Source organism: Roseibium sp., from assembly GCF_025698965.1.
Classification (GTDB): Bacteria; Pseudomonadota; Alphaproteobacteria; order Rhizobiales; family Stappiaceae; genus Roseibium.
This window is the reverse complement of record NZ_JAILWL010000538.1, coordinates 1-4,179: the sequence shown is the minus strand read 5'-3', so window position 1 is coordinate 4,179 and position 4,179 is coordinate 1. Positions and strand designations below refer to the sequence as shown.

Here is a 4,179-nt window from a genome sequence, read left to right as displayed (position 1 = left end):
CGCTCGTCTTCGGTCAAAACAACGATGCCAATATCCGGCTTGGATTCCCTGATGATATCGAGGCGGTTCTGGTTGAAGTCGCTGACGACACCATCGATGAAACCGGTCATGTCGGCCATCGTGCCACGCACCAGCTTCTGACGGTCGGGAGAAAGGGTCTCAAACCAGTCCGAACCGGCAACGACGGTGGTGACAAGCTCCTGCTCGCCGGCCCAGATCAGGTGGCTGGTGACTTCGTAGAACTTCATTTCCTCAATCGTCGGAATCGGATTGACCTGACCGTCCACCGCACCGAGCTGAAGAGCGCCGAAGACTTCGCCAAAAGGCAGCGGTGTCGGGCTTGCACACATGTTCTTGTAGGTTTCCAGAAGGATCGGCGACACCATGACACGCATCTTGAAGTTTGAAAAATCCTCCGGCGAGCGGATTTCACGGTTCGTGGTCCAGACCTGGGGGCCTTCTGAATACATGGTCAAGACTTCAAGACCACGCGTGCGAAAGTCCTCGTTCAAGGGGCCATATATAGTTTCCGAGCTGCTCAGGATATCTGAGATCGCTGCAGGGTCGGAGGGTAACAGGTAGGGCAGCAGGAAGACCTGGCTTTCCGGAACGATAGTACCCAGATTGCCGATGGAGACATTCGTGAACTGGATGACGTTGTCGGCAGCCTGTTCAACGGTTTGAGTCGGAGTTCCGAGCGTTCCCATCGGGTAGACGGTAACGGTCACATCACCATTGGTTGCAGTCTCGATGCGCTTTTTGAACTCCTGCGCGTAGGCATCCATGATCGAACCCGGGATCTCCTCAATCGCGAATTTCCAGTTCTCGGCCTGTGCGCCGAACGGAACCATGCCAAGCGTTGCCGCGAGCACTGTGGATTTCAATGTTGGAAATTTGAATTTCATGCTGGTTCTCCTCCCAGAGATTTTCAATGTGGAACTGGGTCGGCTGAGAACAGCACATTGTCTTCTATTAAAAAATATCGTTTATAAGATGCTTACATGAACAACTTTCATGTAATGAGATAAACGCGAGGAACGCTATGAAATTGCTCCGGAATACCTTGCTGGAGACCTTCGTGGCTGTCGTGGAGTGTGGCGGATTCAGCGATGCGCAGCATCGACTGGGGATCACGCAATCGGCGATCAGTTGCCGAATTCGCGACCTGGAAATCACGCTCGGCTACCGCGTCTGTGAGCGTGGCAGGGGTGGTTTTTGCCTGACTGAAAGAGGGAAGATTGCCTATGAAAAGGCACGAGACGTCTTGCGCAGGGTTCGCGACTTTGACAGCGAACTGACCGAGCTGCGGGACAACATCTCAGGCGACCTGCGCATTGGTATTGTCGATACGGTCAGCAGTCTGCCGGGTTTCCCGATGGTTCCGGCAATGCGGAAGTTCCTCAGCCGCAAAAACGAGGTCCAGCTGGAAATCGTGGTGGCGTCGCCAACAGATCTGACACAAGGATTGATCACCGGACTTCTGCATGTCGCGATTGCGCCTTTCAAGAACCAGGTCGCGGAGCTGAGCTACACCGAGCTGTGTACTGAGGTGCACAGTCTCTATTGCGGACGGGAGCATCCATTGTTCGACGCTCCGGCAGAAAGTGTTACAGCCGAAGTCCTACAGCGGTATCCGCTTTGCCGGCGCGCCTATGACCCGGGAACGGCGGCGCTTGCTTCAACGTCTTCTTCAAGTCCGGTCGTGGCCAATATGGAAGCCATGGCGATGATGATCGAGAGCGGCCACTATCTGGGTGCGTTGCCCGATCATTTTGCGCAAGCCTGGGTGCAAAAAGGCATGTTCAAGGAACTGACGCATGATGAGCTGCGCTGGACGTCGACCTTCTACATCGCAGTGAGACCGTCTCAGGCGCAGCGACGCGCAGTGGAGCTTTTCCTCCAGGACACGATGAGCGTGATGCACGAAGTTTGACGGAGGTTTGATCTGAAGAGGTTGGGCCAGCAACAAATCGGCGCCGGTATTTAGATCGTAGTGATTAGCGGTATTTGAAATTGCCGGGCAAACCTAGAAGAACTGCCGACTAGGAGGCATGGACGGATCGTGCGAAAATTGAGGCAGACGTAAAACCAATTCGGGCAGGTGAATGGAATCCTGGCGCTAATTGCCACGCCAATGCCTTTGACGCTTGCGGGAAGTTTTCAGAGGGTTGCCGACTGCAACGGGACTGAAGGCTGGTGTGGAGGTCGGCAACCGGGCTCATTTTGAAACTTCCTTGTCCGTAATTCATTTCGAAAGAAAGGATTTTACGCGATGCGCCTCTTGTTCTTGTTCCTGACGCTGTTGATCGGGTCAACCTTCATCCCGGCCCATGCCCAGTCGACAAGCGAGATGGATCTGCAACGCTGCATATGGGCGTGTCTCGCCAATTCCAAGGGAAACGACGACCCGGCTTACCATACATGTGTCAAGGAGTACTGCGTCGCGACGGAGCAGACCTCAGAGGACCCGATTCCTCGGCAATCGAAACCCGCGGACACTCAGACCATCTTGTTTGTGCAGAAAAGTCTCGCGGCTCTGGGGTTTGATCCGGGGCCTGCAGATGGTGTTTTTGGGCGGAAGACAGCCGCGGCCATCAAGGCATTTCAACGGGCACGCGGGTTGTCCCAGTCAGGTGTCATCGACGATGGTGTTGTTTCTGCGCTTCGCTCATCCGGAGAGCCCGGCCAGGCAGAGACCAGACCCGCAAATACGGGCAGCGCTGGCGCCGATCTCGACGTTGCGATTATCGAATACGGTGGAGATGGCCAAGCCGCGACCTGCGCAAGCAGCGTGGTGGCGGGTCTGAATTCGAAGGGAGACGGGTTTCTGGCCGTTAGGTCCGGACCGGGACCCGATTATCGGAAAATCGATGAGCTGCATAACGGTGATGTCGTTTATGCGTTTGATCAGAAGGGAGACTGGGTTGGTGTCGCCTACAACGATGCTTCGATTGACTGCGCATCGCAAACGACACGTCCCGTTCAGTCCGACTATCAGGGATGGGTGCATCGCAAATGGTTGAATGACCTTGCCGGGTAACATGCAGCAGGCTCGAGCTGAACTTCTCCGAGAGTGTTTAAGGCTTTGCCTCGCCAAAGTTGGATAGAATATCGGCTGTCGCCTCCAGCAACTTGTCGCATTCTTCAGAGGTGCCGATGGAAATCCGCAACCAGTTGTCGATGCGTGCCTGGTTGAAGTGACGGACGAGAATGCCGCGTGCGCGCAGCTCTGCAAGCAGGGTCTTTGCCGGCACGGTTTTGTGGGTGGCAAAGACGAAATTCGCGGCGGACGGTAGTATATTGAAACCCTGCGCACCTAGTTGCGTTGCCACCTTTTCCCTGTCGGCAATCACCTTCTTCCGTGTGGCGTCGAACCAGTCCCTGTCGGTCCAGGCCGCCAGTGCGCCTTCCAGGGAGAGACGGCCGATGGGATAGGAGTTGAAACTGTCTTTGACCCTGCGCAGCCCTTCGATGAGGTGAGGTTGTGCGATCGCAAACCCGACGCGCAATCCGGCAAGGCTCCGGGATTTTGAAAAAGTCTGAACAACCAAAAGATTGTCGTAGTGAGGCACAAGATCTACAGCGCTGTCGGCGCCGAAATCGACATAGGCCTCGTCGACAAGCACCACAACATCCGGGTTCTGCTCGAGGATCTGTTCGATCCTGGAAAGCGGCATGGCCATGCCGGTCGGGGCATTCGGATTGGCGATGACGACACCACCACAGGGAACGGCATAGTCCCGGGTGTCATATTCGAACGAGTCAGTAAGCGGGACCTTGGTGTGCTCGATTCCGTAAAGTTCGCAGTAGGTCTTGTAAAAACTGTAGGTGATGTCGGCGAAAAGAATTGATGCCTTGCCGGTGAAAAAGGCATTGAAGCCGTGAGCCAGTACTTCGTCGGATCCGTTGCCGACAAAAATGTGATCTGACCCGAGCTTCAAGGTGGACGCGATTGCGTTTTTCAGTTCAGCCGATTCTGGGTCGGGGTAAAGCCGGAGACGGTCGTCGGTCGCCTTGTTGATTGCTGCAAGCGCAGCCGGTGATGGCCCATAAGGGTTCTCATTCGTATTGAGCTTGGCGAAGACCTTGTCTTTGGGTTGTTCACCGGGCGTATAGGGGACAAGCCGGTCTACGATCGGGCTCCAGTATCTGCTCATCAACTTCGTCCTGCTGCGATTG

General features: G+C 55.2%; 4 protein-coding genes. 2 read left to right on the top strand and 2 right to left on the bottom strand.

Features of this window, described 5'->3' with window-relative positions:
• On the bottom strand, positions 1–905 hold a 905-nt coding region (dctP, locus tag K5905_RS28920), incomplete at its 3' end, for a TRAP transporter substrate-binding protein DctP (protein ID WP_297590918.1).
• Positions 906–1,042: 137 nt separating this feature from the next.
• Between dctP and K5905_RS28915 the strand changes: the two genes are divergently transcribed.
• The gene (locus K5905_RS28915) at positions 1,043–1,933 is read left to right on the top strand and encodes a LysR family transcriptional regulator (RefSeq protein ID WP_297590917.1); all 891 of its coding nucleotides are present in this window, start codon (positions 1,043–1,045) and stop codon (positions 1,931–1,933) included.
• A 339-nt stretch (positions 1,934–2,272) separates the two neighbouring features.
• Positions 2,273–3,040 carry a peptidoglycan-binding protein gene (locus K5905_RS28910; RefSeq protein WP_297590915.1) on the top strand — a complete coding sequence of 256 codons (768 nt, stop codon included), beginning with the start codon at positions 2,273–2,275 and terminating at the stop codon, positions 3,038–3,040.
• 37 nt (positions 3,041–3,077) lie between these two features.
• Here the strand turns inward: K5905_RS28910 and hisC are convergent.
• On the bottom strand, positions 3,078–4,179 hold a 1,102-nt coding region (gene hisC, locus K5905_RS28905), incomplete at its 5' end, for a histidinol-phosphate transaminase (RefSeq protein ID WP_367187037.1).

What these genes read in the sequence shown, in the direction of transcription:
- K5905_RS28910 (WP_297590915.1), top strand. Translation starts at nt 2,273, where the DNA reads ATGCGCCTCTTGTTCTTGTTCCTGACGCTGTTGATCGGGTCAACCTTC.
- K5905_RS28915 (WP_297590917.1), top strand. Translation starts at nt 1,043, where the DNA reads ATGAAATTGCTCCGGAATACCTTGCTGGAGACCTTCGTGGCTGTCGTG.